The 17614-nt window shown below is 38.8% G+C and carries 19 protein-coding genes; 11 read left to right on the top strand and 8 right to left on the bottom strand.

Annotated features, from left to right (window positions below):
- Positions 1-13 precede the first annotated feature (13 nt).
- The 3 genes from IQ10_RS07670 to IQ10_RS07680 all read left to right on the top strand — a co-directional run bounded on the left by IQ10_RS07670 (position 14) and on the right by IQ10_RS07680 (position 2750).
- Positions 14-1222 carry a sensor histidine kinase gene (locus IQ10_RS07670; RefSeq protein WP_158640013.1) on the top strand — a complete coding sequence of 403 codons (1209 nt, stop codon included), beginning with the start codon at positions 14-16 and terminating at the stop codon, positions 1220-1222.
- A 191-nt stretch (positions 1223-1413) separates the two neighbouring features.
- Positions 1414-2187: a Cof-type HAD-IIB family hydrolase gene (locus IQ10_RS07675; RefSeq protein WP_144449911.1), complete on the top strand. Its 774-nt coding sequence runs from the start codon at positions 1414-1416 to the stop codon at positions 2185-2187.
- 128 nt (positions 2188-2315) lie between these two features.
- Positions 2316-2750 carry a DMT family transporter gene (locus IQ10_RS07680; RefSeq protein WP_144449912.1) on the top strand — a complete coding sequence of 145 codons (435 nt, stop codon included), beginning with the start codon at positions 2316-2318 and terminating at the stop codon, positions 2748-2750.
- Between the two features lie 144 nt (positions 2751-2894).
- On the opposite strand, the gene IQ10_RS07685 is transcribed toward IQ10_RS07680, so the two are convergent.
- Positions 2895-3527 (bottom strand): restriction endonuclease, encoded by a 633-nt coding sequence (locus IQ10_RS07685; RefSeq protein ID WP_158640014.1) that lies wholly within the window; start codon positions 3525-3527, stop codon positions 2895-2897.
- Positions 3528-3682: 155 nt separating this feature from the next.
- Here IQ10_RS07685 and IQ10_RS07690 point away from each other — a divergent pair, with 155 nt between their 5' ends.
- Complete coding sequence (locus IQ10_RS07690) at positions 3683-4312, top strand: restriction endonuclease (RefSeq protein ID WP_199757400.1); 630 nt, start codon at positions 3683-3685, stop codon at positions 4310-4312.
- Between the two features lie 107 nt (positions 4313-4419).
- Here IQ10_RS07690 and IQ10_RS07695 read toward each other — a convergent pair whose 3' ends face one another.
- The 3 genes from IQ10_RS07695 to IQ10_RS07705 form a co-directional block, all read right to left on the bottom strand.
- A complete protein-coding gene (locus IQ10_RS07695; RefSeq protein ID WP_144449914.1) occupies positions 4420-5076 on the bottom strand; it encodes a deoxynucleoside kinase in 657 nt (218 codons plus the stop codon).
- Complete coding sequence (locus tag IQ10_RS07700; RefSeq protein ID WP_144449915.1) at positions 5073-5714, bottom strand: deoxynucleoside kinase; 642 nt, start codon at positions 5712-5714, stop codon at positions 5073-5075. The genes IQ10_RS07695 and IQ10_RS07700 overlap by 4 nt, the downstream gene beginning before the upstream one ends.
- 166 nt (positions 5715-5880) lie before the next feature.
- On the bottom strand, positions 5881-7434 hold the full coding sequence (locus tag IQ10_RS07705; protein WP_144449916.1) for an ABC-F family ATP-binding cassette domain-containing protein: 1554 nt from the start codon (positions 7432-7434) through the stop codon (positions 5881-5883).
- Between the two features lie 312 nt (positions 7435-7746).
- Here IQ10_RS07705 and IQ10_RS07710 point away from each other — a divergent pair, with 312 nt between their 5' ends.
- From IQ10_RS07710 to ytkD, 5 genes are all read left to right on the top strand, one after another.
- Complete coding sequence (locus IQ10_RS07710) at positions 7747-8925, top strand: MalY/PatB family protein (RefSeq protein ID WP_144449917.1); 1179 nt, start codon at positions 7747-7749, stop codon at positions 8923-8925.
- A 152-nt stretch (positions 8926-9077) separates the two neighbouring features.
- Entirely contained in the window at positions 9078-9224 is a 147-nt protein-coding gene (locus tag IQ10_RS18175; RefSeq protein ID WP_199757401.1) for a hypothetical protein, read from the top strand.
- 288 nt (positions 9225-9512) lie between these two features.
- Positions 9513-10004, top strand: a complete 492-nt coding sequence (locus IQ10_RS07715; RefSeq protein WP_144449918.1) for a YwpF family protein — start codon at positions 9513-9515, stop codon at positions 10002-10004.
- A 201-nt stretch (positions 10005-10205) separates the two neighbouring features.
- On the top strand, positions 10206-11363 hold the full coding sequence (bcbE, locus tag IQ10_RS07720) for a bacillibactin exporter BcbE (protein WP_144450256.1): 1158 nt from the start codon (positions 10206-10208) through the stop codon (positions 11361-11363).
- Between the two features lie 68 nt (positions 11364-11431).
- Positions 11432-11905, top strand: a complete 474-nt coding sequence (gene ytkD, locus IQ10_RS07725) for an RNA deprotection pyrophosphohydrolase (RefSeq protein ID WP_144449919.1) — start codon at positions 11432-11434, stop codon at positions 11903-11905.
- Between the two features lie 14 nt (positions 11906-11919).
- Here the strand turns inward: ytkD and IQ10_RS07730 are convergent, their stop codons facing one another.
- The 3 genes from IQ10_RS07730 to IQ10_RS07740 are packed head-to-tail and all read right to left on the bottom strand — an operon-like array spanning position 11920 to position 14493.
- Positions 11920-12720, bottom strand: coding sequence for an ABC transporter permease (locus IQ10_RS07730; RefSeq protein WP_144449920.1), 801 nt, complete (start codon positions 12718-12720; stop codon positions 11920-11922).
- The gene (locus IQ10_RS07735) at positions 12704-13483 is read right to left on the bottom strand and encodes an ABC transporter ATP-binding protein (RefSeq protein ID WP_144449921.1); all 780 of its coding nucleotides are present in this window, start codon (positions 13481-13483) and stop codon (positions 12704-12706) included. Before IQ10_RS07735 ends, IQ10_RS07730 begins: the two co-directional genes overlap by 17 nt.
- Before the next feature lie 14 nt (positions 13484-13497).
- Positions 13498-14493: an ABC transporter substrate-binding protein gene (locus tag IQ10_RS07740; protein ID WP_144449922.1), complete on the bottom strand. Its 996-nt coding sequence runs from the start codon at positions 14491-14493 to the stop codon at positions 13498-13500.
- 96 nt (positions 14494-14589) lie between these two features.
- Here IQ10_RS07740 and IQ10_RS07745 point away from each other — a divergent pair, with 96 nt between their 5' ends.
- Entirely contained in the window at positions 14590-15366 is a 777-nt protein-coding gene (locus IQ10_RS07745; protein ID WP_144449923.1) for an alpha/beta hydrolase family protein, read from the top strand.
- A 51-nt stretch (positions 15367-15417) separates the two neighbouring features.
- On the opposite strand, the gene pckA is transcribed toward IQ10_RS07745, so the two are convergent.
- Positions 15418-16998: a phosphoenolpyruvate carboxykinase (ATP) gene (pckA, locus tag IQ10_RS07750; protein ID WP_144449924.1), complete on the bottom strand. Its 1581-nt coding sequence runs from the start codon at positions 16996-16998 to the stop codon at positions 15418-15420.
- A 261-nt stretch (positions 16999-17259) separates the two neighbouring features.
- Between pckA and IQ10_RS07755 the strand changes: the two genes are divergently transcribed.
- Complete coding sequence (locus tag IQ10_RS07755; RefSeq protein ID WP_144449925.1) at positions 17260-17583, top strand: hypothetical protein; 324 nt, start codon at positions 17260-17262, stop codon at positions 17581-17583.
- The last annotated feature ends 31 nt before the right edge of the window (positions 17584-17614 follow it).

A 17614-nucleotide genomic window follows, 5' to 3' on the forward strand; every position in this document is an offset into this window, starting at 1 on the left:
CATTATTAAGAATTTGCGGGAATTTGTCGATATCGAAAAGTTACAAGAAATACAAAATCAATTTGCTGAAGCGACAGGTGTCGGAGTGATAATATGTGACACGGACGGAGTTCCTTTAACAAAGGCTAGTAACTTCACTGAGTTTTGCCACTATATTCGTTCGTGTTCAGAGGGAGAGCGGCGCTGTATACTTTCTGATGGGCGAATAGGGAAAATAGCTGCTAAAAGTAATCGTCCGACTATTCATCGTTGCCATTCTGGTTTAGTTGATTTTGCTGCGCCGATCATTTTAAGAGAGACTTATTTAGGGGCAGTTCTATGTGGACAAGTGCTCATGGAAGACGAGGAGTTTTCAGATCTTGCAGATATGAGAATGAATCTTGCTGAGTTACCTTTAAACCAAGAAACATTGCAATCTTATTATAAGAAGCTGGAATATAAGACGAGAAGTCGTGTTGAAGCCATTGCAGAGCTTCTTTTTGTCACTGCAAATTATATTGTAGAAATGGGCGATGCGTACTTAACGAAAATGGAACTGTCGCGTAATAGTGAAAAGCTCATGAAAGAATTACAGACTCGTACAGCATTAGAGAAAGTCTTAAAAGAAACACAGCTTAAAGTTCTCCAATCGCAAATTAATCCTCATTTCTTATTTAATACTCTCAACACGATCTCAAGAATTGCCTATTTAGAAAATGCTGATCAAACTCAAAATGTTACATACTTACTTGGGAACATTTTAAGATATAGTTTGCGTAACATTGATCAACTTGTTTCACTAAAAGAAGAGCTAGAACACGTTGAAAATTACCTCTATATTCAGAGAACTAGGTACCGTGATCAAATTAGTTTTACTATCGAAATAGACCGTCATTTAGAACATGTAAACGTCCCAATTTTTACCTTGCAGCCCATTGTTGAAAATGCTATCGTTCATGGTTTTGAACCGATTGGACGTCCTATTCATATTTCGCTGCAAGTTTTTTCTAAAGCAGAGAAGATTATCATTCATATTATCGATAATGGAGCAGGACTTGAGAGTGATCAAGAACTTGTCTTACCGATACAGACAGGAAAAGGACATACTACAGGTATTGGATTAAACAATGTCAATCAACGTATTAAGCATTATTTTGGGGATGAGTGGGGGATAAAGGTGTTAAATAGAGATAAGGAAAATGGAACGCTTGTTCAAATTATGATTCCAAATCATTTAGCGTAAACGTATATTCTCAAATATGAGGAAGTACGTTTTTTTGTTTGTGTTTCTAGATAGGGAAGTTGTTAAATTAATGCTATAGTTTGCAATTTATGCTTCCTTATGGTTAATTAATAAAGAATCCCTCACGCTTATCTATCAAATGAAGCTGTGTGAGGGATTTTCTGCAAATGAAATCAACGGGAGGTAAAGGTATGTCACGCAAATTAATCTTTTTTGATATAGATGGTACGCTCTATAACGAGGATAAGGAATTACCTCAATCGACACTAAAAGCAATAAAGCAATTAAGAGAAAAAGGACATTATGTTGCGATTGCGACTGGACGTGCTCCGTTCTTATTTACAGATTTGAGGGAAGAACTCGAGATTGATACATATGTTAGTTTTAATGGATCGTATGTCGTAGCTGATAATCATGTTATTTATAAAAGAACGTTGGATTTGGAGTCGTTGAAACGACTGATTCAATTTTCGGAGAGTAAGGAGCATCCATTAGTATTTATGGATCATGAGGGGATGCGATCAAATATTGAATACCACCCTCATATTGAAGAAAGCATTGGATCGTTAAAATTGGTTCATCCTGAGCATGATCCTAATTATTTCCAGAACCGTGAAATCTATCAGTCCTTGATTTTCTGTACGGAAGAGGAAGAAAGAGAATATGTTGATGCTTTCTCTTCCTTTGATTTTGTCCGTTGGCATCCTTTTTCAGCAGATGTCCTACCTGTAAATGGTTCAAAAGCGCGAGGAATCGAAGCTGTGATCAATCATTTAGGATTTGCAGAGGAGGACGTGTATGCCTTTGGAGATGGCTTAAATGATATCGAAATGCTTCAATTTGTCCAAAATAGTGTGGCGATGGGGAACGCGTCTGATACTGTTAAAAGTGCGGCTAAGCATGTCACGAAAGATGTTGGCGAGGACGGAATTGAGTACGGGCTTAAGCTTGTTGGATTGTTGTAGAAAAAGATTGATTGAATAATAAAAATAGCAAATTTTAAAGAAGCATCTCTTAGAAAGAAAAGGGATGCTTTATTTGGATTATATACTATAATTTAGGGGAGTTTTGGTTTCTAGAAAGAAGGGATTGTATGAACTGGTTGTTTGTCATTTTTGTTTGTCTAGCTGGTGCTTCCTTGGCTGTTCAATCTGGTATTAATGGAGGATTAGGAAAGAAAATTGGTTCAATTGAGGCAGCATTTGTTTCTTTTTCAATTGGAACACTTGTGCTTTTGCTCATGATGATTTTTGCTGGAAAAGGGAATATTTTAAATGTACTGTCTGTTCCGAAATGGCAGTTACTAGGAGGAGTTCTAGGGGTTATAGTTGTTTATAGTATGGTATTAGCTGTACCTAGAATTGGGGTCGCAACAACAATTGTCTCGATTATCGTTGGTCAAATTGTAACAAGTATGATTCTTGATCATATGGGGTTATTTAGTGGAAAGCAGATTCCTTTTGACTTTAATAGAATGCTTGCGGTTATTCTGCTTGGAATTGCATTGTTTCTCATTTATAAAAGATAATGCGATAAACTGCCTGATGAGGATATGAAATGAAAGATATACACTAACAAACAGATCAAGGTTTAACATTTAAAGCCCCTGCAAAATTCTTAGTTTTGCAGGGGTATTTCTTTTCGCATCTGGTGATAAGCTCTGTTTTCTCATCTAGTTTTCAGTTTCTTGTCTAATGAAGAACGCGCGAGCCCGTTCGATGAAACGGTAGCTTCGTTTTTGTCTAAAATAAGCATCGAGTAGAGCATCTAGGGAATCACGATCAATAAGGTTCACTTTATTAGCTTGAGCTAGCTTTTTTGCAGCATGGGAGAAGGGATTGTTTGTGACCACAATCACTTGCGTTGCTTGCCGTGTTTTTTTCGTTAATAAAGCATCTTGAATGACTTGTTTGTCGATAATAGCTTGTTGACGTTTGGCATAAACAACGGCTTTGGTACCATTTTTTATTGCGATAAGATCTGCACAGTTTTGCTCATTCGTGTTTATTGAATTGACAGAGTACCCTTGTCGACGAAAAAGTGAGATAAGCAGCTGGTGAAATTCCTGATCGGTCATTGCATCAACATTCATCATCGTTGTCGTTTGGTAACGAGAGTTGATGTTCGTAGCTCTCACGAAATACCAAATACCTAAAAGAGACAACGCTAGTGAAATGGTGAGTCCAAATAATTTGATGTCATAATGATACAGTTGGACGAGAAGGTACGTTGTCAGAAAAAGAATAAGTGGAAAGAACGGGTATCGCTTTTTACGAGAATATTCGATTTCGTTATTTAATGACATGACATTCAACTTCCTTTCAATATTCTTTGAAAATAGTGTGTCCATAATTGGGATAAATATGAAAATATTAATTGTTTGCTTTTTTTACAAACAAACGTTTGCGTATTTTCTTCGTAGCTCGTAAGATAGAAGAGTGTGAAGGGAGTTGGGTTTATTTGGATGAGTTTGTGCCTTCTTGGCTTATAACAGCAGGTGTTACTGTTCTTGTTGTAGTGGCGTTGCTAGTTGTATTAGCAATCATTTTACGTTTGAGAAGAAGGAAGCGTTATGATTTAACAAAAATTACGCTCGCAGATATTGATCAAATGACAGGGCATGAATTTGAAGAGTATTTATATGTCTTATTGATGGCGCTTGGCTATGAGCAAACGTTTTTGACGAAAAAAAGCAGAGATTTTGGAGCTGATTTGTTATTTTATGACCAAGATGATATCAAAACGGTCGTACAGGCAAAGCGTCTTTCTGAAAAGCTTGGATTAACAGCTGTACAAGAGGTATATACTGCAAAGGCTTATTACGAAGCAGAGAATGCAATGATTATTACATCTACCAATCTTATTTCGGATCCTTGCTGGAAGCTTGCGTCGGCAGCTGAAGTGAGGATTATTGATCGAGATGAGCTTGGTGAGATTATCAAGGCATTTAAACGGGGATTTTTAACGGAAGCAAGAGAGCAAATCGAAGAACCATTTGAGCAAATAAATTATCGCATGCAGGATAGTCTAGAGGTAATTGAACAACGACGTGGGAGGATTCAAGCTGGAGAGTATTTTTACAAACGCTAGTCACGATCAAAATGAGATAAAGCCGCCTCCTGATTATCAGGAGGCGGCTTTATTGAAAGATAAGAAATTTGATGAAGTCTAGCTCCAGCAGCTGGAGCTTTTCTTAATTATTTTGCTGTTTGAATGGTATCACCAATGCGAGCAATAATGGATTCAATTGCATCTGGATTCTTATGCAGGTCATAATCCTGGATGTTCAATCGGAGTACGGGGCACGATGTGAAGCTCTCGATCCATTGCCCGTAACGCTCGTGCATTTCCTGCCAATAGGAAGCGGGAGTATTTTGCTCCATTTCACGTCCGCGCTCATGAATACGGCCAACTATATCATCTAGACTGCCTTCTAAATAGATCAAAACGTCAGGATGTGGAAAGAATGGCGTCATCACCATTGCATCAAAAAGACTTGTGTAGGTTTCATAATCGACCTTTGTCATCGTCCCTTTATCAGCATGCATTTTTGCAAAAATACCAGTGTCCTCATAGATTGATCGATCTTGAACGAAGCCACCACCTTGCTCAAACATGCGCTTTTGTTCCTTGAAACGTTCAGCTAAGAAGTAAATTTGCAAATGAAAGCTCCAGCGTTCAAAATCAGCGTAGAATTTATCAAGGTACGGGTTATGGTCGACATTTTCAAATGAGGTCTTAAATCCTAAAGCTGTCGCAAGGGAATTTGTCATGGTTGATTTTCCAACTCCGACCGTGCCGGCAATCGTAATGATCGCATTTTCTGGGATGTTATATTTAGCGCGTAGATTCAATCCGTGTCGCTCCTTTTATTGAGTTCAGAATCAATTTTATCAAAAATGACTTGTAGGTCTTCTTCGTTTTGAACAAAGTTAAGTTCGTCACCATTAATTTGGATAATCGGTGTTTCTGGATAAAGCTCTGCCCATTTAGCCATAGCTAGCTCATAATCATCTGAGAGTTGTTTTAAATAGTTATGATCGATTTGTTGTTCCATTTCACGCCCGCGTAGCTTGATTCGTTTTAGCAACGTCGGAAGGCTGGCATGAAGGTAGATCAATAAATTTGGCTTTGGCATATCGACCGTTAAGATGTCATAAATTCTTTTATATTTGTCATATTGTGAAGCTGTTAAAGTACGACCAGCAAAAATCATATTTTTATAAATATGGTAGTCTGCAACAACTGAGTTATGTGCCTGTAAATAATGCAATTGAATGTCTTCTAGCTGCTTGTACCTGTTGCAGAGAAAGAACATTTCCGTTTGAAAACTCCATTCTTCAATGTTCTTATAAAATTTGCTAAGAAAGGGGTTTTCATCAACGATTTCTTTTAGTAGATGATATTGATAATGGGTTGATATCGCTTTTGCAAGTGAGGTTTTCCCCACACCAATCGGTCCTTCTACTGCGATAAAGGGTGTATTCTTCATGTAGAAGCCTCCGTTTTTTAACAATGATAAACGTCTTAAATGAAAAATAGACAAACGTTATTGTACCATAACTTAGAGGGAGTGGGTTAATAAATAAATGGTATAAAAAGGTCAGGCACCTTTTTGTGAAAGGTGCCTGACTGATCGGGACGGTTCATTTATTCTATCAAACAAGCTTTGTCGTCCAAGATTCGCAGTTCCAAACGTCTGTGACGAGACCTTCGTAGAATTCTGGTTCATGGCAAATAAGGAGGACGCTTCCTTTGTATTCTTGCAATGCTCGTTTAAGTTCAGCTTTTGCATCAACATCAAGGTGGTTTGTTGGCTCATCGAGAACAAGGATATTTGTCTCGCTGTTAATTAATTTACAAAGACGAACCTTGGCTTTCTCTCCACCACTTAAAACGACGATCTTACTTTCAATATGCTTTGTTGTTAGTCCACATTTTGCAAGGGCAGCGCGGACTTCAGCTTGATTGAGAGAAGGGAACGTTTCCCAAACCTCTTCAATACATGTTTTATCTGGATCTTTTACTTCTTGTTCAAAGTAGCCAATCTCTTGATACTCCCCGCGCTCAACGCTACCTGAAATTGGTCGGTTAATGCCTAGTAAACTTTTTAGTAGAGTTGTTTTCCCGATTCCATTTGCTCCGACTAAGGCAATCTTTTGACCACGTTCCATTCGTAAATTAAGTGGTTTTGATAATGGTTCATCGTAGCCAATAACAAGTTCTTTAGTCTCGAAAACGAGCTTACTCGTTGTCCGTGCTGTTTTAAAGTTAAATTGTGGTTTTGGCTTTTCGTGTGCAAGTTCAATCATGTCCATTTTGTCGAGCTTTTTCTGACGAGACATGGCCATATTTCTTGTTGAAACACGTGCCTTATTACGGGCAACGAAGTCTTTTAATTGTGCTACTTCTTGTTGTTGTCTCTTATAAGCAGCTTCAAGCTGAGCCTTTTTCATTTCATGAACTTCTAAGAAATGATCGTAATCACCAACGTAGCGATTGAGTTCTTGGTTTTCCATATGATAGATCAAGTTAATGACGCTATTTAGAAACGGGATATCATGTGAAATGAGAATAAAAGCATTCTCATATTCTTGTAAGTAGCGTTTCAGCCAATTAATATGCTGCTCATCAAGATAGTTTGTTGGCTCATCTAAAAGCAGAATGTCAGGCTTTTCAAGTAATAGTTTTGCAAGCAACACCTTCGTACGTTGACCACCGCTTAAGTCTGCAACATCGCGATCAAGCCCAACATCATCAAGCCCAAGTCCGCGTGCGATTTCTTCCACTTTTGCATCAATCGTATAGAAATCGTTATTTGTCAGCGTATCTTGAATGATGCCGACTTCTGCTAGAAGCTTTTCTAATTCTTCAGGAGTGACATCACCCATTTTGTCGTACATCGCTGTCATTTCTGCTTCTAGGTCATACATATACTGAAATGCACTTTTTAAAACATCGCGCATTGTCATTCCACGTTCAAGGACGGTATGCTGATCTAAATAACCAACACGAACCTTCTTTGACCATTCAACTGTCCCTTCATCTGGCATTAATTTACCAGTAATGATATTCATGAAAGTAGATTTACCTTCGCCGTTTGCTCCGATGAGACCAATGTGTTCTCCTTTTAACAAGCGAAAGGAAACATCTTGAAAAATGGCACGGTCTCCGAAACCATGACTCAAGTTTTTAACGGTTAATACACTCATGTCAAACACCTATCCTCTATTAAAAAAATACGTAGATTTTGCTTTTTTCATCTTATCACAAGAGGGGAAATTCTGTAATTGGTATTTGCGTTTTAAAGATGAATGTCTCTCCTTGTTTCTCCTTAATTTGGAATGTGATAAGCTTATAAAGGTCTAAGTCTTATTTTGTAAATTGTTAAAATTTTTCATGGTATGATACTATTTTTATGAGAGAAAAAGAATAAACAGGAGTCTATTTTTGAATTGTGGAATAGAGCGTTGGTTTCACAGGTGTAGAGGAACCCTGTATGACGATGGAGGGAAATGAGGATTATGAGTGAATTATTTAATCAAGTGATTGAACGTAGAGGCACAGATTCAATGAAATGGGATATGACAAAGGAGCGCTTCGGTGGTGAAGATCTGTTGCCGATGTGGGTAGCGGATATGGATTTTCGAGCACCGCAAGCTGTACTAGATGCTTTGCATGCCAAAGTTGAGCATGGTATTTTCGGTTATCCAGCTCATTCAAAAAGTGTCGATGTAGCCGTACAAGGGTGGCTGAAGCGCAGGTATTATTGGGAAGTGGACGCAAATGCGTTTATCTATACAAATGGCATTGTGCCAACGATTAGCTATATTATTCAAGCGTTCACCGAGCCAGGTGATGAGGTCATCATTCAAACGCCCGTTTACTATCCGTTTTATGATGTTGTCAAAAAAAATAATCGTGAATTAGTACGAAATCCACTATCATTTGATGGTGACAAATATGAGATGGATTTAAATCATTTAGAAGAAGTCATAACAGCCAACACGAAAATGCTTGTTCTTTGCCATCCTCACAATCCAGTAGGACGCGTCTGGAAAAGAGATGAATTAGAAAAGCTTGCCGCTATTTGTAAAAAGCATAATTTACTTGTTGTTTCTGATGAAATTCATGCCGATTTATTATTTAAAGGTCAGCAGCATATTCCGTTTGCCTCGCTTAATGAGGATACTGCACAAAGAACGTTTACTTGCTTAGCACCTAGTAAAACATTTAATCTTGCAGGGATTCAAACGTCATATGTTGTTGTTGAAAATGAGAAGATGCATACAAGATTGAAAAATCATTTAGCGAATTCTTTTGCGAATATGACGAATAGTTTTGCTGAGGTCGCTACAGAAGCTGCTTATAATCACGGAGAAGAGTGGCTTGAAGAATTAATGGAATATGTACAAAGTAACTATGAATTCGTGAAAGAATATGTTAATGAGCATATGCCAGTACTTAGAGTCATGGATTCTGAGGGTACATACCTTCTATGGCTTGACTGCTCCAAGCTCCCTCTAACAGCAGCTGAACGTAAGAAATGGTTAGTAGAAGAAGCGAAGGTTGCCCTTAATCATGGACCGATTTTTGGAGAAGAGGGTACAAATTTTGAGCGAATCAATTTAGCTTGTCCAAGAGAAACGTTACAAAAAGGGCTTGAACAAATCCAAGAAGCATATAAGAAAAATAAATTTTAATATTCAACAAAAAGCAGCAGGATCTACGATGTTTTTGTCGAATTGAATTTTCATTATCATAGTGAAGAGCTTGGCCGAATAGACTTGAATGAAAGGAACAATAACGGTACGACAACCGTATTGGAATTTTCTACAAAGGAGACATAAACACTATGGCAGTTGAAAACTTAGTTCAAGAGCTTGTATGTGAATTGCGAAGTAAGCTTGGTAGAGATTTGAAAAATGAAGAATTAGAATTGATTGAATGGATTCAACAACGACAATTCGAAAAGCTTTTTCAAGGGGTTAAGAGTTCCTAATAAACCGATATTAAAGTTATGTTAGTGAGTGAAAAAACGAAAATACAGGTCATTTACGAAAGTAAAAATGATTAAAAGGAGAGGTTGACTTTTTATAAGTTGATCTCTTTTTCATTCTGAATTAGAACAAACTTTTTACGGGTTAAATGTCTATTTCTTCCCATTTTTAAAAAGTGTTCTCTAGAATAGGACTTAAGTAAGTGTGTTGATTTAGGAGCTAATATGGTTTAATGAAGATAAGAAAAATTAGACATTATCGTTAAGCTATAGTAAGAGAGGTGGATTCTTGTGAAAACATTTAAGCTTTATTCGTTTTGCTTACTTGAAGGGAAGTCTGGAAAAGTGGAAAAAAAACCAATTCCTATACAGGATGGTCTGATCATTAATTTGGAAAACAGTGAGCATACGTGGTATATTGATGCCGTTTTTTCTGCTGATCAGTTCGATTACTTTAAAGATCTTCATGAGCAAGGTGCACATATTTTGGTTGATGTGATCATTACGAGTAAAGATAATCATCCTGCTACAATGATTTCAAGTGTTCAGACCATTACTTCGCTTTCTGAGCAAATCAGTATATTATTTGAAGCAAAATTGGCTAAGAAAAAAGATGATGTAGTTGAAAATGTTTTAGAAGACCTTGTTGAGAAAGGCTATAAGGAAGATTCCTTGCTATCTGAGTTTCGCAGTAAGATGGAAAATTTAGCTGCTCATTCACAGCAATCACTGGATGAACTTTATCGTTCTTTGCAAAATAGTGGACAGTATAATTTGAAATAATAGGAAGAGACGGTCATTCAATTAAGAGTGATCGTCTTTTTTATAAAAAGTTCACATGGCTACCTGTGGTCACTGGTGCATAGAATGAAATCCCAACCCCATACTAATAGCAAGATTTTAAAGGCTATGAACGGGGGATACTAAGTGAAGCAAGATAAAAAAACATGGGATATTATTTCAATCTCTTCTATTCCATTAGTGATGACTTTAGGAAATTCAATGCTTATTCCTGTGTTGCCCGAAATCGAGAAGGTACTTGGGATCAGTTCATTTCAAGTCAGTATGTTGATTACAGTCTATTCAATTGTCGCCATCATCTGTATTCCAATTGCGGGGTATCTATCAGATCATATTGGAAGAAAAAATGTGATTATCCCTAGTTTAATCATTGCAGCGATTGGAGGATTATTATCTGGATTTGCGGCTTGGCAAATGGAAAATCCATATTGGATCTTAATTATAGGTCGTTTACTGCAGGGGATTGGTGCAGCGGGAGCGGCTCCAATTGTTATGCCTCTTGTAGGAGATTTATACTCAGATGAAAAAGAGGTTAGTGAGGGGCTTGGAATGATTGAAACATCAAATACGTTAGGAAAAGTTTTAAGTCCAATTCTTGGTGCCGCTTTAGCTATGGCTGTTTGGTACATGCCTTTTTTCGCTTTTCCTATTTTCTGCTTTATTTCAATATTGTTAATGTTATTTCTTGTGAAAGAGCCGCAGATGAAGAAAGATGCACCTGCTTTTCTGGCATTTTTGCAATCATTAAAGGTTATATTTAAGCGCGAAGGCCGTTGGTTATATGCGGTGTTTACCGTTGGGGGCATTTGTATGTTCGTTTTATTTGGGGTTCTTTTTTATTTATCCACGATGCTAGAAGAAACGTATCAAATTGTCGGAATGAAAAAAGGGATTCTATTGGCCATTCCTCTTGCTGCTTTGTGTATTTCTTCATATGCCACGGGAAAAGTAATTGGCGAAGAGAAGCAAAAAATGAAGTGGTTAACCGTCTTTGGGATCGGTTTGTTAACCATCGCTGTCATATCGGTCTCTTTTTCTAAAGATATTTATCTATTGCTTACGGCATTATTTGTTAGTGGGATTGGTATTGGCATTGCACTTCCTAGTTTAGATGCACTTGTAACCGAGGGAATTAAAATGGAGCAACGAGGGTCGATTACATCGTTTTATAGTAGCATGCGCTTTGTTGGAGTGGCGCTTGGTCCACCTGTTTTTGCTTTACTGATGAAAACATCACACTTTTTCATGTTTATCGCAAATGGAGTAATTTGCCTACTTGCGCTCATTCTCGTTTTAATAGCGATTAAGCCTGATGAAGAGGTGAAGGCAACTTGGTCATAAAAAGAGTTGGTGTTCTCACTTTTCCTCGGTATACTTTTAAGGAAAGGTAGATAGAGGAGCGGAGTGAGATGAAACAATTTCTTGATCAAAAAGGTTGTCATGTACGAATTACATTTGATGATCAGATGTTTTCTAAGGAAGTTGGACATGTGTGGGTCGTCTGTCGCTTTGGTGATAAGTGGTTACTGACGCAGCATCGTACAAGAGGGATTGAATTTCCAGGTGGGAAGGTTGAAAAAGGAGAATCGGCTTTGGAAGCAGCTGAACGTGAGGTGCATGAAGAAACAGGTGCACAGGTCGATTCTATTTCCTACATCGGTCAATATGAAGTGAGCTGCGGTGAAGACGTCATGTATAAAAATGTTTATTTTGCTTCCATTGCAGAAATATTAAAAAAAGAGGACTATCTTGAAACGAACGGTCCTGTATTACTTGATGAGCTACCAGCAGACATTCAATCAGATAAGAAATTTAGTTTTATGATGAAGGATCAAGTATTACCGCTTGTATTAGAAGAATTAATCAAGTTGCAACTGCTTTAACAGCTGCAACTTGATTAGAACCGTTTTAATACATGATGCTCTGTGAATTCTACGGCTTTATACATAATCGTTGCAAGAACAGCAATGACAAGCAAGCTCATAAGAACCAAAGTAAAGTTAAAGACTTGGAAGCCGTAAATAATTAAATAGCCAAGTCCTTGCTTTGAGACGAGAAATTCTCCGACAATTACCCCAACCCATGACAGGCCAACATTGACCTTTAATGTTGAAACCATTGTTGGCAGGCAGGACGGGAAAATGACATGCCGAAATGTTTGTTTTTTTGTTGCGCCGAATGTATTCATCACTTTTAAATAATTTGGATCAACTTCTTTAAATGCTGTAAAGACAACCATTGTTGTGATAATGACAGAGATGAGAGCCCCCATAGCGATAATCGAGGTGAATCCAGGGCCTAGGCCAACGATGAGAATGGGTCCAAGAGCTACTTTGGGCATTGAATTCAAAACGACAAGATAAGGTTCTAATACTCTTGACGTAAATGGTGACCACCAAAGTAATGCTGCAAGGGCAATTCCTGCGACAGTTCCTATCATAAATCCAAGTATCGTTTCAAACAGGGTTACGGATGTATGCATAAGCAATGAACCATCATGTAATCGTTCAACCAGTAAAACCCCAATGCGAGAAGGCATACTAAAAAGCAGGGGATCAATCCATTGTGATCTAGCTGCGAGCTCCCATAAGCAAAAGAAGGAGAAAAGGATACTGAGCTGAACAATGAAGATATAGCGGTTTTGGCGTTTAAGCGAAGCAAGATAGCTTCTGTGTAGTGATTCAAGTCGTTGCTTCAAAGTTCTCCATCTCCTTCCATATTTGTTGGAATTGCTCGTTAAATTGTGGATGCGCTCTCGCTTGAAATGGTGAACTAATGGCTATTTCACTTGGTATATTAAAAATTCGATGGATTCGTCCTGGTCTTGGTGAAAGAAGAATGACGCGATCTGACATGGCGATAGCTTCTCCAATATCATGTGTAACAAGTACGGCCGTTTTTTGCTCGGACTTTAACGTATGAAAAACGAGATCCTCTAATTTTAATTTCGTTTGGTAGTCGAGTGCAGAGAATGGTTCATCAAGTAACATGAGTGTTGGGTTGGTTGCAAGCATACGTACGAGAGCAACGCGTTGACGCATACCACCTGATAATTGGTTTGGAAATAAGTCTTTTTTATCACCTAAACCGATTTTTTCAAGCCAATCAATAGCCATGCGTCTAGATTCAGTCGAGTAGTGACCACGAATTTTTTGTCCGAGTGTGAGATTATCCTCGATCGTACGCCACGGAAAGAGATAATCTTGTTGTAGCATATAGCCGATATTTGCTCTTGCTTGCTTCTCATTAAGTTCTTGATCCCCTAATGTAATTCGACCACTTGTTGGGCTAAGTAAACCTGCAATAATGGATAGCAGTGTTGTTTTTCCACAACCGCTTGGTCCAAGAACGGAGACAAATTCTCCGTCCTGAACGGTAAGCGAAATCGAGTCGAGAGCTAAAGTGGCTTCTTTTTTTGTGACATAGCCCATCGAGATCTTATGAAGCTGTAAGATGGACATTTTAAATCAACCTCCTATTTCATGACGTTCTCAGCAATTGTGGTATTAACAAGTGTTTCATAATCGACTGGCTGAGGAAGCTCACCTGCTTGATCCATAATAAGCTGTAAATTGTCCCATGCCTCTGGTTTGACGAGTGGAGATGTTGCATAAGATCCTTGTGATTTATAGCGATCGACAACTTGAGTCACAAGCTCAACAGGTGTATCTTCAAAGAAATCAAGAATGGCTTCAGCGATCACTTCTGCTGGTTGTTCCTCGACCCATTGTTGTCCTTTATAAAGAGCACGAGTGAAGCGCTCTAGTGTTTCTTGTTCTTCTTCAATCATGCTTTGTTTTGCCATAAAGCCAGTGTACGGGACGGTTCCTGATTCTGTTCCAAATGATGCCACAATGTGACCAATTCCTTCGTTCTCAAACATTGTTGCTTGTGGCTCGAATAATTGAACGAATTCTCCTGTTCCTGATGCGAAAGCAGTATGAATATTACCGAAGTCAATATTTTGAATGAGCTCTAGGTCTTGATGGGGATTAATTCCATGTTTCTTTAAAACATGTTCGCCAACCATTTGTGGCATGCCGCCTTTTCGTTGGCCAAGGAAGACGCTCCCTTTTAAATCCTCCCATTCAAATGAATCAAGCTTCTGGCGTGAAACGAGAAATGTGCCATCGGTTTGTGTAAGAGCAGCAAAGGTAATAGCAGGGTCAGTTGCTTCTTGAGCGTATACGTAAATGGATGTTTCGGCCCCTACTAATGAGATATCAGCACCATCTGAGAGTAGGGCAGTCATCGTCTTATCTCCACCCCATGTCGTTGTTAAATCAATATTAATTCCTTCTTCCTCAAAGAAGCCTTGCGACATCGCTGCATAAAATGGAGCATAAAAAATCGAGCGAGTGACTTCGGCAACACGTAGCGTTTCGCTGTCATTTTTCATTGAGCATCCAGCAAAAGAAAAGAATATAATTAAAGATAGAAGCAATAGAAAAGCTTTTTTGAAAAAAGTCATACCATTCATCTCCTTCAAAATCATATTGATGTGATAGTGTATGAAGAAGGTGTAAAATGTGTGTTTGCCTATATAATTTGAGAAAGGAAATGACGTATGAATCATCTGATTGAGAAAGTGAGGATTCCATCACCTCATCCGCGCATTCATTTGTATTTAGTGACGTATATAAGTGATGGTCTACGTGTGAAGGGATACTTAGCCATTCCACAATGGGGTGATAAGCTGCCGGGTCTCGTGTACTTAAGAGGTGGAATTAAAAATGTCGGAATGGTTCGAATTCAACGTGTAATCCAATGGGCAGCAGAGGGGATGGTTGTACTTGCACCGTTTTATCGTGGTAATAAAGGGGGAGAGGGTAACGAGGATTTTTGCGGTGATGATCGTATCGATGCTTTTACAGCCTTTGACCTATTAGAAAGTCTTTCGCATGTAGATCGACAATCACTTCATATACTTGGATTCTCCCGAGGTGGAGTGATGGCACTTCTGACAGCCATTGCTCGTCCACAAGCAGCCACTGTAACATGCTGGAACGGCGTCTCGGATATGTTTTTAACATATGAAGAGCGGGTTGATTTAAGAAGAATGATGAAACGAGTTATTGGTGGTACTCCTAATAAATACCCAGAGCGCTATACATGGAGGACGCCTTTAAATGATCTTGCAAACTTGAGGGCAAAAGTATTGATTATCCATGGGGAGCAGGATCAACATGTCTCAGTTGAGCACGCTTATTCTTTAGAACAAAAGTGCGCTGAAGTTAATAAACGAGTAGAGACTTGGTATTTCCCGCAGTTCTCTCATCAATTTCCTGCAAGATACCAACGTGAGGTATTAACAGATGCGGCGACGTGGATGAAGAATCAATAAAAGAATAGGGTGCAGCCTAACCGCACCCTATTCCGTGAAAAATGATTTCGTTTATTTTGGTCCTGCTGCTTTAATCTCTTCACTTACATGGTCAAATTTCTGGAAGTTCTCTTTGAAATTCGCTGCAAGTTCTTGTGCTTTCGCATCGTATGCTTCCTTGTCTGTCCATGTTTCGCGTGGTTGTAAAACGCTATCTGGGACACCTGGGCAATGAAGCGGGATATGAAGACCGAAAATAGAGTCCACTGTTGTTTCCACCGTACGAAGTTCACCGTGCAAAGCAGCTTGAACCATTGCTCGTGTATGGCTTAAATTCATCCGTTTCCCTACGCCGTATGGACCACCAGACCAGCCTGTATTCACTAGAAATACATCAACATCATTCTCATCGATCTTTTGTCCTAGCATTTCAGCATAGCGAGCTGCTGGAAGTGGTAGGAACGGTGCACCGAAGCAAGTAGAGAACGTAGCTTCTGGAGCCGTCACGCCGCGTTCTGTACCAGCAAGCTTACTTGTGTAGCCCGATAAGAAATGGTACATCGCTTGTTCTTTCGTTAATTTGCTGATAGGAGGCAACACGCCAAAAGCATCAGCAGTTAGGAATATAATTGTATTTGGATGACCAGCTATGCTTGGCGTTAAAGCATTTGGAATCGCTTCGAGCGGGTAAGCAGCGCGTGTATTTTCTGTTAATGAAGTATTGTCGTAATCTGGTTGGCCTGTTTTATCGTTAAGGACGACATTTTCAAGAACAGAACCGAAGCGAATGGCATTCCAGATTTGCGGTTCTTTTTCTTCAGATAAATTGATACATTTTGCATAGCAACCACCCTCAATATTGAAGACACCATGAGTTGACCAGCCGTGCTCGTCATCCCCAATTAATGAGCGGTGTGGGTCTGCAGAAAGCGTTGTCTTTCCTGTTCCAGAAAGGCCAAAGAATAAGGCAGTATCTCCTTCTTGACCAGTGTTTGCAGAGCAATGCATAGAAAGGACTCCTTGTTCAGGAAGGACGAAATTCATCACAGAGAAAATCGACTTTTTCATTTCTCCAGCGTACTCAGTTCCGCCAATTAGAACGATTCGCTCTTCAAAAGAAATAATAACAAATGCCTCAGAACGAGTTCCATCTACAGCAGGATCTGCTTTGAAAGTTGGTGCTGAAACGATTGTAAAACCGTTTTCAAAAGACTGATCATCATCTTCAGTTGGTCTGATAAACAACTGACGTGCAAACAATTGATGCCAAGCAAATTCGTTTATAATTTTCAGAGGTAAACGGTATGTTGGGTCCGCACCTGCGAATCCTTGTGAAACAAATAGCTCATTTTGTTCCTCTAAATGTTTAATCACTTTTTTGTAAAGGTTAGCAAATGTCTCTTTTTCAATCGGTTGGTTCACAGAACCCCAGTTGATTTTATCAGCAACGCTAGATTCTTTGACAATGAATTTATCTTTTGGAGAACGACCTGTGTAGGCACCTGTTTCTACACTAAGGGCTCCAGTTGCCGTGAGTTTCCCTTCACCGCGCATCAAAGATTTCTCGATTAGAGACGAGATCGGTAAATCATGGTGAACATGGTCTCGTTTTATTAATTGTGTTAATTCGGATTGTAGGCTAATCGTTTTCATTGTCGCAAAATCCTTTCTCCCCAAAGTATTTGGTTATCTTATCGTAGTTAACTTGTTTATTAGTATAACACATTAAGATTAATAGTCTATACTATTTAGAAAGTTTTTTCCTTGTGAATGAAAATTTGTTAAATTGGTGGTTTTTCTTCATCTAATTAGAAAAAATAAAAATGTGTTAAATCCCTATTCTTCTTTTTCGCTGTTGAGTTACATTTCTCCTTCTAATGCATAAGATGAAGCAAAAGAGAGGGGGAACTTAATATGGATCAAGTGTCTATGCTCGACATTGCCACAGTATCTGCTGTTGTAGCTGCATTAGTAACTGTGATTGGGAATATCTTTTCAATTGATAGTCGCTACCGAGCTCTAATGGCAATTGGGATCGCGTGTGTTCTTTGGTTTATGCCAAGAGAGTGGGGAGAACAGTTTCTCATGGCTCTTATCATTGGTTTAACGGCAAGTGGTGTGTACAGTCAAGTAAAGCCAAGAGATAATCAAGATGAATTAATGAGGATGCGCATAAAAGAAGAACTACGTAGAGAGCAAGAAGAACAAAATAGGAAACAAGACCATACACCTTATTAAAGGCAGAGCTATCAATACGTTTTTAAGTCTG

The sequence above is a fragment of the Halalkalibacter nanhaiisediminis genome, from assembly GCF_007830185.1.
Lineage (GTDB): Bacteria > Bacillota > Bacilli > Bacillales > Bacillaceae_D > Halalkalibacter > Halalkalibacter nanhaiisediminis.